Raw genomic sequence first — 15,809 nt, 5'->3', positions numbered from 1 at the left:
GACAATTTGTTCAGGGAGAAGACGATGTCCAGCTACACACCCGATTCCCTACGCAGCATTGCCCTGGTCGGGCACGGTTCGGCCGGCAAGACCAGCCTGGCCGAAGCCCTGTTGCATGCCGCCGGTGCGATTCCGGCGCGCGGCAGCGTCGACAAGGGCAATACCGTCTGCGATCACGATGCCCAGGAAAAGGAAGCCGGGCATTCCCTGAGCAGCGCGGTCTTCTCGTTCGAGCATGAAGGTTGCCGCATCCATGCCATCGATACGCCGGGCTACCCGGATTTCGCCGGTCAGGCCATCGCCGCCCTGGCGGCGGTCGATACCATGGTGCTGGTGATCAATGCCCAGGCCGGCATCGAGGTCATGAGCGAGCGGATGATGCAGCTCGCTGCCGAGCGCCGGTTGTGCCGGATGATCGTCATCAACAAGATCGACGCCGATAACGTCGATCTGCCGGCCCTGCTTGCCGACATCCGCGAACGTTTTGGCCGCGAGTGCATGCTGCTCGACCTGCCGGCCCATGGTGGCGCCGATGTCGTCGAAGTGCTTGAGCACGACGCCGGCGATGCCGATTTCGCGTCGGTTGCCGCCGCCCACCGCGAGTTGATCGACCAGATCGTCGAGGAAGACGAAGACCTGCTGGCGCGTTATCTCGAAGACGGCGCCGACCCGGCCGGCGCCGAACTGCACGCCCCGTTCGAGAAGGCCCTGCGCGCAGGGCATCTGATTCCGGTGCTGTTCACCTCGGCGAAAACCGGTGCCGGCATCGGCGAATTGCTGCACGTACTGGCCAGCCTGGCACCGAGCCCGGCCGAGGGCAATCCGCCGCTGTTTTATCGCGGCGAACCCGGCGGTGAAGTCGAAGCCTTCGCCGCCGTGCCGGATCCGGAAAAGCATGTGCTGGCGCATGTGTTCAAGGTCATTGCCGATCCCTACATGGGAAAGATCGGGGTCTTCCGCGTGCATCAGGGCACGCTGCGCAAGGACATGCAGTTGTTTGCCGGCGACGGCAAACGGGCCTTCCGGGTCGCCCACCTCTATCGTTTACAGGGTAAGGATTGCATCGAGGTCGACAGCCTGCAGCCCGGCGATATCGGTGCCCTGGCCAAGGTCGACGATATCGTCTTCGATTGCGTGCTGCACGATTCGCACGACGAGGACCATATCCACCTGACGCCGCTGGCCTTTCCCCGGCCGATGGCCGGGCTGGCTGTGGAAACCTGCAAGAAGGGCGACGAGCAGCGGCTATTCGAAATCCTCGGCAAGCTGGCGATGGAAGATCCGACCTTCGTCGTCGAGCGGCATCCGGGCAACAACGAGACGGTGATCCGCGGCCTTGGCGAGATTCATCTGAAGGCCAAGCTGGCGCGCATGGCCGGGCAGTACAAACTGGAAGTCGACACCCGCCCGCCGAGCATCCCCTACCGCGAGACGATCACCGCGCCGGCCGAGGCGATGCACCGGCACAAGAAGCAGTCCGGCGGCGCCGGGCAATTTGGCGAAGTGCATCTGCGTATCGAGCCCAAGGGGCGCGGCGAGGGTTTCGAGTTCGTCGACGCGGTCAAGGGCGGGGTGATTCCTGGCGTCTTCATGCCGGCGGTCGAGAAGGGCGTGCGCCAGGCGTTGGCCGGCGGTGTCGTTGCCGGCTACCCGGTCGAGGATCTGAAGGTCACCGTTTTCGATGGCAAGACCCACGCCGTCGACGGCAAGGAAGTCGCCTTCACCATCGCCGGCCGCAAGGCGGTGATCGAGGCCATCCGCAACGCCCGGCCGATCGTCATGGAGCCCATCGTCAGTATCGAGATCGTCGTTCCGGAGGCCAACATCGGTGATCTCTCGGGCGATCTTTCCGGACGCCGCGGCCACGTCACCGGTACCGAAAGCCGCGGGCGCGGCCTGGCGCTGATCACCGGCGAAGTGCCGTTGGCCGAACTCAACGACTACCAGTCACGACTGAAATCGCTGACCGGCGGCCAGGGTAGCTACAGCATCGACTTTCTGCGTTACGCGCCGGTACCGCCGCAGTTGCAGCAGCAACTGGCCAGCCGCTTCCAGTTGCACGACGAAGACGAGTAAGTCCTCAGCCGTCGGTCGGGCCGTTATCGGCCCAGCTGACGGCAGCCAGGAACAGGTAGCCGGCGCCGTACACGGTCTTGATGAACGACGGGCTGTCGGTCTGTGGTTCGAGCTTGCGCCGCAGCCGCGAGATGCGCACGTCGATGGCGCGGTCGCTCGGGCTGACGTCGCGCGTGCCCATCAGCTTCTCGCGCTGCAGGATGCGGTTGGGGTGATTGACGAAAACCTTGAGCAGTTCGGCTTCTGCATTGCTCAGCACATGCTCTTCACCGTCCTGGCCGCATAGCGTGTTGTTGCCGAGATTGAAGCGCCAGTTGCCGAAACAGGCGATCTGGCTGGGTGGGGTGTCGCTGACCGTTTCCCGGCGGCGCAGGATGCTGCGTACCCGGGCGACCAGTTCGCGCGGCTCGAAGGGCTTGAGCATGTAGTCGTCGGCGCCCAGTTCCAGCCCCATCACCCGGTCACTGACGTGGGCCCGGCCGGTCAGGATCATGATCCCGCAATTGGTCTGTGCGCGGACGCGCTGCATGGCTTCGATGCCGTCCATGTCGGGCAGACCGAGGTCGATGATGCACAATACCGGCGACAGGTTGCGCAGGCGTCGCAACAGGTCGCCGCCGCTGCGGCACCAGGCGGTGCGGAAGCCGAAATCGGCGAGTACCTGTTCGATGATGCGGGCGACGTCCGGGTCGTCCTCGACGATGGCAATCAGCTTGCCGCCGTCGTTGTCCTTCACGCTGTCCTTCATTGTCTCTCCTTGTTGCCGCTGTGGCGCAGGGCTTCCGCCAGTTCCTGGCGGACGAAGGGCTTGGCCAGGATGGGCTGCTGGTTCTGCTCCTGGCGCGGCCCCTCTTCGTCGGCGTAGCCGCTCATCAGCACGATGCGCATCTGCGGGTGATCTCTTTTTATCTGTTCTGCCATCTGTCGGCCGTTGCAACTGCCGGGCATCAGGATGTCGCTGACGACAATTCCGATGTCGGGAATCTGCCCGACCATCGTCAATGCCTGGTCGGCGTCTTCGGCCTCAATGACCGGGTGGCCGAGGTCGATCAACTGCTGGCGGACGACCTGGCGGACGCTCGGGTCGTCCTCAACGAGCAGGACCAGTTCGCCGCTGGCTTCCGGTAGTCCGGGATCGTCCGGCAAAGGAATGGCGAGCGGGGCTGCCGTGGCCGGCAGGACGACGCTGACCTGCGTGCCATTGCCGGGGGTGCTCGACAGGCGCATGCCGCCGCCCGACTGGCCGATGAAGCCGGCGGCCATCGACAGGCCGAGACCGCTGCCGAGGCCGAGGCGCTTGGTGGTGAAGAAGGGTTCGCAGGCACGGGCCAGCGTCTCGCTGTCCATGCCGCAGCCGGTATCGCTGACTTCGATGCACACGTAGTCGCCCGGCGGGCAGTCGTAGCCGGCGGCGTCGGTCGCCAGCCTGAGGGCGCGGGCGGAGATTTCCAGCCGGCCGCCGTCGGGCATCGCATCTCGGGCATTGACGGCGAAATTGAGCAGGGCGCTTTCCAGTTGCGCCGGATCGACCCGCGCGTAAAGTCCGGGATCGTCGCAGCGGATGGCGATGCCGATGCTTTCCGGCAAGGAACGACGGATCAGCCGGCCGAGGTCGTCGATCAGGCGGCTGATCGCCACGGCCTGCGGCTCCGGCGGTTGTTGCCGGGAGAAACTGAGCAGGCGCTTGATCAACTGGGCGCCGCGGCGCGCCGATTGCAACGCCGGATCGACGAAGTCGGCCAGTGCCGGGTCGTTCGGGCGCTGGTCGCGGAGGGCGGCAAGGTTGCCGATGATGACCGTGAGCAGGTTGTTGAAGTCGTGGGCGAGGCCGCCGGTGAGCTGGCCGATGGCTTCCATCTTCTGCGCCTGCAGCAGCGCCGCCTGCATGCGTTTCTGTTCGGTGATCTCGTGCGAAAAAACGAAGAAGCCCAGGGTTTCGCCCTGCGTGCCGCGCTCCGGGACCAGGGTGCTGTGGGCGAAGACCTGCTGTCCCTGGCGTTGCATGTGGTACTCGTAACTCACCTGCTGGCCGGCCAGCGCCCGGCGCACGTAATCGCCGACCTGGGCATAGACTTCCGGGCCGGTCACCTCGATCACCGAGCGCCCGGTGACCTGGCCTTCCGGCAGACCGTACCAGTCCGAATAGCCTTTGTTGGCGTACTGGTAGATCTCGTTGTGGTCGACGTAGCCGATCAGGATCGGGATGGTGTCGTTGATCAGGCGCAAGCGCGCCTCGCTGCGGCCGAGAGCGGCGGCGATCTGCTCCTTCTCGGCATTGGCCCGGCGCAGGTTGGCGTTGGCGTTTTCGAGCTGGGCGGTGCGCCGGCGAACCTTCTCGTCGAGTTGCAGGTTCTGGTGTTCGCTCAGGTGCTCGAGGTAGCGTTGTTCGGTGACGTCGCTGTAGAGCGTGACGAAACCGCCGTGCGGCAACGGTTCGCCGCGCAGCAACAGCAGCCGGCCGTTGGGGCGGCGGCGTTCGCTGACATGGGCGGCGAAGGCGCCGGCGGCGGCCAGGCGTTCGCCCAGGAGCGCTTCGGCATCGCCGGCGTCGTATTCACCGCGGTCGATGTTGTAGCGGATGAAGTCGGCGAAGGGCGTGCCGACCCGGGCCAGGTACGCCGGAAATTCGAGCAGATCGAGGAAGGGGCGGTTCCACGCGACCAGGCGCAACTGGTCGTCGAAGACGCTGATGCCCTGGTCGAGCAGGTCGAGGCCGGCCTGCAGCATGTCCTGGCAGCGGGCGGGTTCGGCGGGCGGGGCGGTGAATGGCATCGCCGGATTCTAGAACATGGCGCAATCATTGGCAGAGTCTGCAATGATTCGTTACATTGCGCCAATACTTGCGCAAGAGTGTTCTGCGATGCTTCTGCCACCAAAAAATAAGACTTGCATAAAGGGAGAACAGCACTCCAAGCAAGTAACGAGAGGAGATGGGCCGGGCCGTCAGGTCCGGCCATCCTTTTCAGCCGATGTCGTAGCCAGGTCCGCGTTTGCGGACTGCCGGGCGCCTGTTCGCCACGGGTGCCGTCTACCCTGAAAGGAAGCTGTGAATGAGTAATTACATCGCCCCGCTGCGTGACATGCAGTTCGTGCTCAAGGATATCGCCGGTCTGGAGGAGATCTGCGCCCTGCCCGGCAACGAGGAATGCTCGGTCGACCTGGTCGAATCGATTCTCGAGGAAGCCGCCAAGTTTGCTTCCGGCGTGCTCGACCCGATCAACCGCAATGGCGACAATCAGGGCGCCGTAGTCAAGGACGGCGTGGTCACCACCTCGCCCGGCTTCAAGGACGCCTACCAGCTGTTCTGCGAAACCGGCTGGAACGCCATGCCCTTCTCGCCGGAATACGGTGGCCAGGGGCTGCCGGCGGCGGTGACGATGGCGGTCAACGAAATGTGGAAGTCGGCCAACATGGCCTTCGCGCTGTGTCCGATGCTGACCGGCGGCGCCATCGAGGCGATTGCCCACCACGCGTCCGACGAACTCAAGCAGAAGTACCTGCCGATGATGGTCGAAGGCACCTGGACCGGCACCATGAACCTGACCGAGCCGAACGCCGGTTCCGACCTGGCGGCGATCAGCACCAAGGCCGCGCGCGCCGCCGACGGCACGTTCCGCATCACCGGCACCAAGATCTTCATCACCTGGGGCGAACACGATGTCGCCGAAAACATCATTCACCTGGTCCTCGCCCGCCTGCCGGATGCGCCGCCGGGACTGAAGGGCATCTCGCTGTTCCTGGTGCCGAAGTTCCTGGTCAATGACGACGGTTCGCTCGGTGCGCGCAACGACCTGGTCTGCGCCTCGCTCGAACACAAGCTCGGCATCCACGGCAGCCCGACGGCGGTGATGTCCTATGGCGACAAGGAAGGTGCCATCGGCTACCTGATCGGCGAGGAAAACAAGGGCGTCGGCTACATGTTCACGATGATGAACCACGCCCGCGTCAATGTCGGCCTGGAAGGCGTCGGCATTGCCGAGCGCGCCTACCAGCACGCGCTGTGGTACGCCAGGGAGCGCATCCAGGGCGCCATCATCGGTGACAAGTCGGGCGAGAAGAAACCCATCCTGCACCATCCGGACGTTCGCCGCCTGCTCATGGAATGCAAGGCCCGTACCGAAGCCATGCGCACGCTGGCCTATTACGCCGCCGCCCAGATCGACAAGGCGCACGCCGGCGATGCCGCCGCGCAGGCGCGCATCGACCTGCTGACGCCGGTGGTCAAGGGCTGGAGCACCGAGCAGGGTGTCGAGCTGTCGTCGACCGCGTTGCAGGTCTTCGGCGGTGTCGGCTTCGTCGAAGAAACGGGGGCCGCGCAGTACTACCGCGATTCGCGCATCACCACCATCTACGAAGGCACGACGGCGATCCAGGCCAACGATCTGGTCGGCCGCAAGCTGGCCCGTGAAAAGGTGCCGGGTGCCGGTATGAAGGCCATGCTCGCCGAAATCAATGCCACCGCCGACGAGTTGGCGGCGAGCGGCGAACTGGCCGGCATGGGCGCCAACCTCAAGGCTGCCGCTGCCGCGCTGAACAGCGCCACCGACTGGATTCTCGCCACCTACGCCGAGCAGCCGCAGGCCGTGCATGCCGGTTCGGTGCCCTTCCTCAAGCTGACCGGCATCGTTACCGGCGGCTGGCTGATGGCCAAGTCGGCTGCGGTCGCCGCGGCCCGTATCGCGGCCGGCGATGCCGATCCCTTCTATCGCGCCAAGCTGGCGACGGCCGATTACTTCGCCGCCCACCAGCTGCCGTTTGCCGCTGCCTACGCCGCCGAAGTCATGGGCGGTGCGGCGTCCGCACTCGGCCTGGCCGAAGACCTGTTCTGAGCGCCATCATGCGGACTGATCGCGATGCGATGGAATACGATGTCGTGATCGTCGGCGGCGGCCCCTCGGGGCTGTCGGCGGCGATCCGCCTCAAGCAGCAGGCGGCCGCCGCCGGTCGCGAGGTGTCGGTGTGCCTGCTCGAGAAGGGCTCGGAAATCGGCGCCCATATCCTGTCCGGTGCCGTCATCGAGACCCGGGCGCTGGCCGAACTGTTCCCGGACTGGCGGGAACGCGGTGCGCCGCTGAACACGCCGGCCGGTGAGGATCGTTTCCTGTTCCTCACCGAGGGCGGTTCGTTCAAGCTGCCGACGCCGCCGCAGATGGCCAATCATGGCAACTACATCGTCAGCCTGGGCAATTTCTGCCGCTGGCTGGGCGAGCAGGCCGAGGCGCTCGGCGTCGAGATCTATCCCGGCTTCGCCGCCGCCGAAGTGCTCTATCACGAGGACGGTTCGGTCAAGGGCGTCGCCACCGGCGACCTCGGCATCGGCAAGGACGGCCAGCCCGGCCACAACTTCCAGCCGGGCATGGAACTGATCGCCCGCCAGACGATTTTTGCCGAAGGCTGTCGCGGTTCGCTGACGCGCGAGCTGTTCGAGCGCTTCAAGCTGCGCGACGGCGCCGACCCGCAGACCTACGGCATCGGCATCAAGGAACTGTGGGAAATCGACCCGGCCAAGCACCAGCCGGGGCTGATCGTGCATTCGGTCGGCTGGCCGCTGACCAACGACACCTACGGCGGTTCCTTCCTTTATCACCTGGAAGACAATCTGGTCGCCGTCGGTTTCGTCGTCGGTCTCGACTACAAGAATCCCTGGCTGTCGCCGTACGAGGAATTCCAGCGCTACAAGACGCATCCCTCGATCCGTGGCTTCTTCGAGGGCGGCCGGCGCATTTCCTACGGCGCCCGGGCATTGTCCGAAGGCGGTTTCCAGTCGGTGCCCAAGCTGACTTTCCCCGGTGGCCTGCTGGTCGGCGATACCGCCGGCTTCCTCAACGTACCCAAGATCAAGGGCACGCACATGGCCATGCAGTCGGCCATCCTCGCCGCCGACGCCGTGCTGGAACTGCTGGCGCGGGAAGACTGGGGCATGGAAGCGACCGGCTACAGCACGCAGGTCAGGCAAAGCTGGTTGTGGGACGAACTCCATCGCGTGCGCAACATCCGCCCGGCGTTCAAGTGGGGCCTGTGGGGCGGCATCGCCTATGGCGCCGTCGACACCTTCCTGTTCCGTGGCAAGGCGCCGTGGACCTTCGCCCACCACGACGATCACAGCCAGCTGGGCAGCAAGACGGCGTACGCCAGGATCGACTATCCGAAGCCGGACGGCAAGCTGACCTTCGACCGTTTGTCGTCGGTCTTCCTGTCGGCGACCAATCACGAGGAAAACCAGCAGAGCCATCTGCGCCTCAAGGACGCTTCGGTGGCGCTGTCGGTAAATTATGCCAAGTACGGCGCGCCGGAAACCCGTTACTGCCCGGCCGGCGTCTATGAAATCCTCGGTGAAGACGAAGGCGCGCCGCGCCTGCAGATCAACGCGCAGAACTGCCTGCACTGCAAGACCTGCGACATCAAGGACCCGACCCAGAACATCGTGTGGACGGTACCGGAAGGTGGTGGCGGGCCGAATTACCCGAACATGTGACGTTTACTCTGCGCAAGAGACCAGGGAGAACAGCAATCGACCGAGTCTCTTTCCTTTTACGGGGCCACGGGCCCCGTTTTTTTTGTATGATGTCGGACCATTTTCCCAAAAAAACAAGTTCATGCGCATGTTGACCAACGCCAATCAGTTCCGGGTACCGGGTTTGCTCGGCAAGCTGGGCATGATGACTTCGATCCGCGATACCGAGCTGCTTGAGCAAAGCCTGCTGCGTACGCTCGGCCCGCTGCTCGGCGTGCTCGACACCTCGCTGTACCGGCTCGACGATGCCCAGTTGCTGGCGCGGGTGATCCACTACCACCGCTCCAAAGTGGTCGAGGCCGACGGTGTCGCCCGCATGGTCGAGCGCATAGAGGAAATCGTCCAGGTTTCCGAAGTGCCGGAGGAGGTCATTGCCTTGACCGAAAACGTCCGCCTGCTCGGCAAGCCCTGCACGCGGGCGCTCGACGGCGAGATGCTGATTGCCTATCCCTTGCTTGGCGGCAACGAAGTGCGCGGTTACTTCGTCTTCAAGCGCGACCGCGAAGCCTCGCCCAACGAGGATGCGACGATCCGCGGCGTGCTCGAAGTATTCTCGAATTACTACGCGCTGCTTGATGTCAGCCAGCGCGACCGCTTGACCGGACTGCTCAACCGGCAGGCGCTGGAAAACAATTTCGAACGCATCTGGTCGGCAATGGCGCGGCCCGACAGCTTCCAGGAGCGTGCCGACGGACGGCGCAGCCAGTTGTCCGGCAAGTTCTGGCTGGCGGTCATCGACGTCGATCATTTCAAGCGCATCAACGATACCTTCGGCCACATGGTCGGCGACGAAATCCTGTTGCTGGCGGCGCGCCTGATGCAGTCCACCTTTCGTTCCTCGGACCTGCTCTACCGTTACGGCGGCGAGGAGTTCGTCGCCATCATCTCGGCCGAGAACGATGCCATTGCCCGTAATGTCTTCGAACGCGTCCGCCTGGCGATCGAAGCGCATGTCTTTCCGCGCATCGAATCGATGACTGTGAGCATCGGCTACGCCGAAGTCGATCCCGAAGTCCTGCCGGTGGAAGTGCTCAGCCGGGCCGACCGTAGCCTTTACCAGGCCAAGCAGGACGGCCGCAACCGCATCTACGACTTCCACGAACTGGTCGAGCGCGGCACCTTCGCCAGCCCCAGCTACGGCGAGACCGAACTGTTCTAGGTTTCCGACGACTGGACGATCGGCAGCCAGATGCGGAAGGTTGTTCCCTTGCCGGGCTCGCTATTGACATCCAGGCGTCCGTGGTGGCGCTTGACGATGATGTCGTAGGAAATCGACAGGCCCAGTCCGGTGCCTTTGCCGACCGGCTTGGTCGTGAAGAAAGGTTCGAAGATGCGTTGCCGGGTTTCCGCCGACATGCCGGTGCCGGTGTCCTCGATCTCGAACCAGACGTGATCGCGTTCGACGCCTGAACGCACGAAAATCTTGCCGCGCTCGGGGATGGCCTGGGCGGCATTGACCAGCAGGTTCATGAAGACCTGGTTCAGTTGCGCCGGCACGCAGTCGATTTCCGGGATGTCGCCGAGTTCGAGAATGACGTCGGCCTTGTACTTGAGTTCGTTGCGGACCACGTTCAGCGTGCTGTTCATGGCCGCGTTGAGGTCGGCCCGCTGGTGTTCGGCCTGGTCGACGCGGGAGAAATCCTTGAGATCCTGGACGATGCGGGTCACCCGGTCGAGGCCTTCCTGCGATTCGGCCAGCAAGGACGGCAGGTCTTCGCGCAGGAACTCCAGATCGGCGGCCTGGCGGGCGGTGGCGATGGCTTGCGGCTGTCCGCTCTCGTAGGCGTCGACCAGGCGCAACAGGTTGGCGGTGTAGCTTTTCAGCGAACCCAGATTGGAATTGACGAAGCCGATCGGGTTGTTGATTTCGTGGGCGACACCCGCCGCCAACTGGCCGATGGCCGCCATTTTTTCCGATTGCAGCAATTGTTGCTGGGCTTCGTCGATCTTGCCGAGCAGGGCGGTCAGTTCAGCTTGCTCTTGCTCCAGCTGACGGTTGGCGTTGGCCAGTTCGTGGGTCCGGGCCTCGACCTGGGCTTCCAGTTGTCCCTGGTATTTCAGCAGTTCTTCCTGGGCCAGGTGACGTTCGGTGACATCCTGCAGGGTTTCGATGGCGCCGATGACGCGGCCTTCGCCGTCGCGGATCGGAGCGGCGGTGAAGAACAGCCAGCGCCCGCTCTCGCCCAGGTTGGGGAAGAAATTTTCTGCCTCGAAGGCATCCTCGATGGTCTTCGAGCGGCGGAAGATGTTGTGGTAATAGGTGTCGAAACGCTCCTCCAGGCTGCCGTCGACGATCAGGTCGGCCATGATCGGTCGTGCCTCGGGATAGAAGGCCTTCCACTGATCCCAGGTGCCGACCATGCGTTCCGCCGGTAGCCCGCTGATGTTGGCGCAGGCCTTGTTCCAGTGGGTGATGCGGTTTGAGGCATCGATCACCAGGGTCGGCACGGGATCGCCGTCGATGATCTGCGACAGGAACAGTTCCAGGTTGCGCCGGGTTTCGGTCGCGCGCCGGTGCTCGGATTCGAGCAGGCGCCGGTTGCTTTCCTTGAGGGCCTCGGTGCGCTCCGCCACCTTGGCTTCCAGGCTGCGGTTGAGTTCGCTCAGGGCGTCGTTGCGGGCGCTGATGATGCGGTAGAGCGAGGCCATCGCGTCGAGCATGCTCGACGTCGCCGGGTCGGTGGTGATCTTCGCTGCGGCGTCGTAGGCCGCCTGCGGACTGTTGCCGCCGCGGATCAGTTCGATCTGGCGGACCATGGCCTTGTCCATGCCGAGGATGTGCTGGGCCAGCCAGCTGGTCAGGAAGTTGAGCAGGTATTCGAGGTCGCCGCCATCGGCGGACGAGTCGCGCAGGCGCACGACCTGTTCGGCGAAGCTGCGATGGACGGCGACGTGGCGCTCGACGAAGCGCGGATCGCAGTGGCTTTCGGCCATCAGGGCTTCTTCGTGGGCGAAGTGCACGACTGCATAATTCACCAGCTGGTCGAGTACCTGCGCGACCGCTTCGGGTGAGGCGTATCTTGACTGCAGGTCGATCAGCGCATTGATGATGCGCACCAGTTCCTGATGTTCGCCGTCGACCTGCGCTTCGCCGGTCATGTAGCGTTGGTCCCAGACAAAGGCATCCATGTTCAATCCTCTCCGGCCTGCGGGCCGAGTACGCGCAGGACTTCTTCAAAGGTGGTGGCGCCGGCGGCAATGCGTTCGGCGGCGTGGTGGGCGATGTTGCGTTGTCCCTTCTGGCGGACCAGACGACGGATTTCATGGATGCTCGCGCTGCCGGCAATGCGGTCGCGCAGATGGTCGTCGAGGGTCAGTACCTCGTAGATGCCGATCCGCCCCTTGTAGCCGCTGCCGTGGCAATGGTTGCAGCCGGTGCCCTGGCTGGTTTGCTTGATTGTCGAAAAGGCCGCGCCAAGACGGGCGCGCAGTGCCGGGTCAGCCTCCCGGATGGTGGCGCATTCCGGGCAGACGCGGCGGACCAGTCGCTGGGCGATGATGCCTTCGAGTGCGGTGGCGATGACGTAGGGCTTGAGGCCAAGGTCGAACAGGCGGGCAATGGTGGCGATGGCCGAGTTGGTGTGCAGCGTCGAATAGACCATGTGTCCGGTCAGGGCAGCGTGAAAGGCCACTTCGGCCGTCTCGAAGTCGCGTATCTCGCCGAGCAGGATGACGTCCGGGTCCTGGCGCAGCAGTGCGCGCAGCACGCTCGGGAAGGTCAGACCGATCTTTTCCCGGATCAGCACCTGGCCGGCCATGTCGAGGTAATACTCGACCGGGTCCTCGATGGTGACGTAATTCTTGTCCGGCGTAGCATCGTGCTGGAGCAGCGAGTACAGCGTCGTGGTCTTGCCGCTGCCGGTCGGTCCGGTGGCGAGGATGATGCCCTGCGGCCGGGCGACCATGTCGCTGACACGGCGCAGGTCGTCGGTGGCGAAACCGAGCCCGTCGAGCGAGTGCACCGCCCCGTTGCGGTCGAGGATGCGCATGACGATCTTCTCGCCGTTGATCGTCGGCAGCGTCGAGATGCGCAGATCGACCATGCGCATCGGCGTCTTCACCGTGATGCGGCCATCCTGCGGCCGGCGGCGTTCGGAGATGTCGAGCTCGGCCATGATCTTCAGGCGCGACACCAGCGATTGGTGGAGCTGGTGCGGTATCTGGATTTTGTCCGTGAGCACACCGTCGATGCGGTAACGTACGACGACGCTCTTGGTCCGGGGCTGGATGTGAATGTCGGAGGCGCCCAGGCGGATGGCTTCGAGAATGATCGCGTTGGCCAGCCGGATCGCCGGCGGCGCCTCGGTGTCGCGCAGCAGGTCCTCGAGGCGGGCATCGTCGCTGTCCTCGATGACGATTTCGATGCCTTCGTAAGGATCGGGGGAGCCAACCAGGGTTTCCAGTTCCTTGAAATCGACCTCGTCGTCCTTGCCGTAGATTTCGTCGATCTTGCGCCGGATGTCGGCGATGTCGGCGGTGACCGTGTCGATGTCGAGGCCGGCGGTGAAACGGATTTCCTCGATCAGCCCTTCGTCGAGGGGGTCGGCCATGGCCAGCAGCAGACGCCGGCCCTGCAGTTTCAGCGGCACCACCAGCTGCCGGCTGCAGAAACTGTGCGGAATCAGCTCGGTCAGGGCCTTGTCGACCTGGAACTCGGGGAGTTGCACCTCGTCGATCAGCATCTCGCTTTTCAGCAATTGGCGGATACGGCGTTCCGGGACCCAGTCCTTTTCCAGCAACAGGACGATCAGCGCTTCTTTCCGGCGTTCCTGGAGTTGGCTGAGTTCCTGCAGCTGCGCGGTGGACAGCAGGTTCTGCTTGTGCAGCATGATGCCCAGGCGGCTGCGGTTGGAGGCGGCGAGGCGCGACAGGGCCCAGATTTCCTTGCTCTTCTTTTCGTTCTCGGCCTTCAGCGCCCGGTTGCGGCTGATCAGGTCGTACTGTTCGAGGGCCAGGGCGACGGTCACGCGCAGGTCGTCGTCGTTCCAGGGTTTGAGAATGAACTTGTAGACCGCGCCCTCGTTGATCGCCCCCATCACGGCATCGGTGTTGGCGTGGCCGGTGAGCATGATGCGGATGGTGTCCGGCGAGCGCTGCTTGACCTCGCGCAGGAAGCGGGCGCCGTCCATGCCGGGCATCATGAAGTCGCTGATGACCAGGTGGAAGCTGCCTTCGGCCATGCGTTGCAGGCCTTCCTCGCCGCTGCCGGCCGTCACCACCTCGTAATTCTCCTGGCGGAAGACGCGGTTCAGGGCACGCACGATGCCCGGCTCGTCATCGACGATCAGCAGCCGGTAGCGCGGCGGCGTCAGATGGCTGGCCGGCGCCTGGGCGGCCGGGGTCTTGCCGGTAAACAGGTTGGAGTAGTCGGTCATGGCGGGGCGGGAAAGTCGATGGTGACGGTGGTGCCGGCATCCGGCCGACTGCTCAGGGAAATGGTCCCGCTATGCGCGAGGACGATGCTGCGCGCGGTGGACAGGCCCAGACCGGCACCGCGGCCGACGCCGCGGGTCGTGTAGAAAGGTTCGAAAGCGTGTTCGAGCTGATCCGCACGCATGCCGACGCCGCTATCCTGGATGCGGATGGACAGGGTGTCCGCGGTGGCCTGCGAGCTGACCTTGATGGTGCCGGGTTTGCCGCTGTCGCTGACGGCCTGGACGGCATTGCGCAGGATGTTGAACAGGGCCTGCTTGAGATGGCCGGGCAGGCAGACCATCGACGGCATGGGCAGCAGGTCGAGTTGCAGGCCGATGCCGGGTGGCAGTTGCGCTTCGATGACGGCCGCCGCCTGGCGGATGCATTCGTTGATGTCGGTGAATGCCTCGCTGGCGCGGTCAACATTGGAAAAGGCCTTGAGGTCGCCGACGATGCGGGCAATGCGCTCGAGTCCCTGGTCGCTTTCGTGCAGCAGTTCGCGGCCGTCTTCGATGAGGAAATCGAGGTCCAGGGCCTGCCAGGCCGGCAGGTCCGTGGTCAGGCGTTCGCGCAGGCTGGAAAACTGCGTCAGGTAGCGCTGGAAGCTGCTCAGGTTGCTGCGCACGAAGCCCAGCGGATTGTTGATCTCGTGGGCCATGCCGGCAGCCAGTTGACCGACTGAGGCCAGTTTTTCGGCTTCGTAGAGCATCTGCTGGCGCTCCTCGAGTTGTGCGACCTGGGCCTTGACGCGGGCGTCGAGCTCGGCCGCGAGCTGGCGGTAACGTGCTTCCGACGCCTGCAGGTGGGCATGCTTGCGCTTCAGGGATTCGAAATCCTCGGCCACGGCTTCCAGGTGGAGTGCCGAGGCCATGTGATAACGCACCTGGGTGCGCAGGATGCCATGCAGCAGTTCGCCGGCGGCGGCCAGTTGTCGGTCGTCGGCGCTGGCGCTGTAGACAACGGCCACCGGCTCGAGCTCCAGGGCAACCGCCCGGTGCCGGGCGCCGGGCGCGATCCGCCCGAAGCGGGCATTGCCGTTGCCGTCGGCAATGGCACAATCGCCACCGAGCAAGGTGGTCAATGCGCCGCCGACACGCGCCAGCTGGGCCGGATCGAGCAGGTCGCCGAGTTGCCATTCGCGGTCGAAATTGGCGTCGCTCATGGCTGTCCCAGCAGGCCTGCGACAAAGGCCGCTTCGCTCAGTCCGTGTTGTTCGGCCAGGCCGCAGGCCGCGTTCTGGCGGTGGTAGAGCAGGCTGAGCAGGGTGGCGAAGGTTTCGCGTACGCCGCGGCCGTGCAGGGCCGAAGCGAAATGCACCGGCCACGGCGTGTTGCCCCAGCGGCCGAGGATTTCGGCTTCGGGGACGGCGCTGGGCAGGTCGCACTTGTTGAACTGGACAAGCAGCGGCAGGCGTTCGAAATCGATGCCGACGCGGGCGCAGTTCTCGGTCAGGCTGCGGAAGGATTCGGCATTGTTGGTTTCCTGGTCGCGCTGGTTGTCGGCGATGAAGGCGACGCCGTCGGCGCGCGACAATACGGCCTTGCGCGTTCCGTCATGGGCGACCTGGCCGGGCACGGTGAACAGGCGACACTTGATCAGCAGGCCGGACGGCGCCCGAAAGCCGAGCGGCAGCAGGTCGAAGAACAAGGTGCGGTCGTCCTGCGTTTCCATGGTCATCACCTCACCCTTCAATTCCGGCGCCAGCAGGTCGTGCAGACGCAGGAGATTGGTCGTCTTGCCGCTTTGCGCCGGTCCGTAATAGACCAGTTTGAAACTCAGGCGCTTGTCGTCCAGTTCGGGCATG

At 64.5% G+C, this 15,809-nt stretch carries 10 protein-coding genes; 4 read left to right on the top strand and 6 right to left on the bottom strand.

The features are described 5' to 3' along the window. The first annotated feature begins 24 nt into the window (after positions 1-24). On the top strand, positions 25-2,076 hold the full coding sequence (gene fusA, locus Q0799_RS06365) for an elongation factor G (RefSeq protein WP_298395868.1): 2,052 nt from the start codon (positions 25-27) through the stop codon (positions 2,074-2,076). A 4-nt stretch (positions 2,077-2,080) separates the two neighbouring features. On the opposite strand, the gene Q0799_RS06360 is transcribed toward fusA, so the two are convergent. After that, a complete protein-coding gene (locus Q0799_RS06360) occupies positions 2,081-2,824 on the bottom strand; it encodes a response regulator transcription factor (RefSeq protein ID WP_298395864.1) in 744 nt (247 codons plus the stop codon). After that, the gene (locus Q0799_RS06355; RefSeq protein ID WP_298395861.1) at positions 2,821-4,848 is read right to left on the bottom strand and encodes a PAS-domain containing protein; all 2,028 of its coding nucleotides are present in this window, start codon (positions 4,846-4,848) and stop codon (positions 2,821-2,823) included. Before Q0799_RS06355 ends, Q0799_RS06360 begins: the two co-directional genes overlap by 4 nt. A gap of 278 nt (positions 4,849-5,126) precedes the next feature. Between Q0799_RS06355 and Q0799_RS06350 the strand changes: the two genes are divergently transcribed. The 3 genes from Q0799_RS06350 to Q0799_RS06340 all read left to right on the top strand — a co-directional run bounded on the left by Q0799_RS06350 (position 5,127) and on the right by Q0799_RS06340 (position 9,749). Continuing rightward, positions 5,127-6,905: an acyl-CoA dehydrogenase C-terminal domain-containing protein gene (locus tag Q0799_RS06350; protein WP_298395858.1), complete on the top strand. Its 1,779-nt coding sequence runs from the start codon at positions 5,127-5,129 to the stop codon at positions 6,903-6,905. Between the two features lie 8 nt (positions 6,906-6,913). Beyond that, entirely contained in the window at positions 6,914-8,551 is a 1,638-nt protein-coding gene (locus tag Q0799_RS06345; protein WP_298395855.1) for an electron transfer flavoprotein-ubiquinone oxidoreductase, read from the top strand. A gap of 121 nt (positions 8,552-8,672) precedes the next feature. Continuing rightward, positions 8,673-9,749, top strand: coding sequence for a GGDEF domain-containing protein (locus tag Q0799_RS06340; RefSeq protein WP_298395852.1), 1,077 nt, complete (start codon positions 8,673-8,675; stop codon positions 9,747-9,749). On the opposite strand, the gene Q0799_RS06335 is transcribed toward Q0799_RS06340, so the two are convergent. The 4 genes from Q0799_RS06335 to Q0799_RS06320 are packed head-to-tail and all read right to left on the bottom strand — an operon-like array spanning position 9,746 to position 15,808. After that, positions 9,746-11,719: a bacteriohemerythrin gene (locus tag Q0799_RS06335; protein ID WP_298395849.1), complete on the bottom strand. Its 1,974-nt coding sequence runs from the start codon at positions 11,717-11,719 to the stop codon at positions 9,746-9,748. The two genes, Q0799_RS06340 and Q0799_RS06335, sit on opposite strands and share 4 nt — an antisense overlap. 2 nt (positions 11,720-11,721) lie before the next feature. Continuing rightward, positions 11,722-13,965, bottom strand: coding sequence for an ATPase, T2SS/T4P/T4SS family (locus Q0799_RS06330; RefSeq protein ID WP_298395846.1), 2,244 nt, complete (start codon positions 13,963-13,965; stop codon positions 11,722-11,724). After that, positions 13,962-15,167, bottom strand: a complete 1,206-nt coding sequence (locus tag Q0799_RS06325; RefSeq protein WP_298395843.1) for an ATP-binding protein — start codon at positions 15,165-15,167, stop codon at positions 13,962-13,964. The genes Q0799_RS06330 and Q0799_RS06325 overlap by 4 nt, the downstream gene beginning before the upstream one ends. Next, a complete protein-coding gene (locus tag Q0799_RS06320; RefSeq protein ID WP_298395840.1) occupies positions 15,164-15,808 on the bottom strand; it encodes a GTPase domain-containing protein in 645 nt (214 codons plus the stop codon). Before Q0799_RS06320 ends, Q0799_RS06325 begins: the two co-directional genes overlap by 4 nt. Position 15,809: the final 1 nt, after the last annotated feature.

The organism is uncultured Azonexus sp. (genome assembly GCF_937982035.1).
In the GTDB taxonomy this organism is placed as follows: Bacteria; Pseudomonadota; Gammaproteobacteria; order Burkholderiales; family Rhodocyclaceae; genus Azonexus.
The sequence above is the reverse complement of the archived record's forward strand: the minus strand, read 5'-3'. Positions and strand labels throughout refer to the sequence as shown.